Genomic DNA, 1,183 nt, shown 5'->3' with positions numbered 1-1,183 from the left:
TTCGCCGAGCATGGCAAGGCCATCGACGCCATAGAGCGGGCTGACGAAGGCCTGTGTCGCGACGGCACCGACGCCGCCGCGCAGATAGGGCACCGCCGAACCGACCGCAAAGAAGCGGCTGGCGACGGCAACGCCGAGATGGCCGGTTTCGGGGTCACGGGCAACGATCGACCAGGTCATGGCTCAGCGTCCCACCGCATAGGCCTGCATCAGGCGCGGCGTCGCTGCCGCGCGCATGAGGCCGTCAGCATCCCGCCTCGCCGCCGTCAGGCGGCCGACCGACCAGTTGTCCGCCACGGTGATGCGGTGGCCGCGACGACGCAGCTCGGCAATCGTCGCCTCACCGAAGCTCGCCTCGATCATGATGTGGCCGGGCTCGCTGGTGCGCGGATAGAAGGAACCCGGGAAGTGTGTCGTGTGGAACAGCGGTGCGTCGATCGCCGCCTGCAGGTTCTTGCCGTGATGCGCATAGCGCAGGAAGAAGGGCAGCTGCCACTGGTCCTGCTGGTCGCCACCCGGCGTGCCGAAGGCAAGGGTTGGGCGGCCGCGATGCAGCGCAAGTGAGGGGGTGAGCGTCGTGCGCGGGCGTTTGCCGGGGGCCAGCGAGGTCGGCAGCCCGTCCTTCAGCCAGAACATCTGGGCGCGGGAGTTCAGCGCAAAGCCAAGACCCGGCACCACCGGCGAGGACTGCAGCCAGCCGCCCGATGGCGTGGTGGAAACCATGTTGCCCCAGCGATCGATGACGTCGATATGGACGGTGTCACCCTTCTTTTCGGTGAGATGCGCCATGGTCGGCTCGTAGACCGAACCCTTGCCGGAGAATTCGGCGAGCATGGCCATGGTGGCGTCCACCTGCCGCTCGTAGCCCGGCAGCGTACCGGGCCGCAGGTCGAGCGAGGCATCGGCCCCGATCAGCCGGCGACGCTCGTCATTATAGCCATCCGACAGCAGCGCCTCTGTCGGGATCTGGCCGAAGTCCGGATCGCCGTAATAGACCTCACGGTCGGCATAGGCGAGCTTCATCGCTTCCACCACGTGGTGGACGAAGTCCGGACCGGTCGGGTCCATCGCGCCGAGATCGAAGCCCTTCAGAAGAGCAAGCGACTGCAACAGCACGGGGCCCTGCCCCCAGGCCGGCGTCTTGCACACCGTCCAGTCGTGATAGTCGAAGGTCTGCGGCGCC

General features: G+C 67.4%; 2 protein-coding genes. Both read right to left on the bottom strand.

All coding sequences use genetic code 11. The annotated features are described in order from the left end of the window. Window positions 1-180: DUF1028 domain-containing protein (locus tag FNA46_RS25680; protein ID WP_143128077.1), on the bottom strand; the 180-nt coding region annotated here is incomplete at its 3' end. 3 nt (window positions 181-183) lie between these two features. Continuing rightward, window positions 184-1,183, bottom strand: a 1,000-nt coding sequence (locus FNA46_RS25675; RefSeq protein WP_185970001.1) for a gamma-glutamyltransferase family protein, incomplete at its 5' end; no start/stop codon positions are given.

The organism is Affinirhizobium straminoryzae (genome assembly GCF_007004135.1).
GTDB lineage: Bacteria > Pseudomonadota > Alphaproteobacteria > Rhizobiales > Rhizobiaceae > Neorhizobium > Neorhizobium straminoryzae.
Note: the sequence above shows the minus strand (reverse complement) of the source record. Positions and strands in the feature narration are given on the sequence as shown.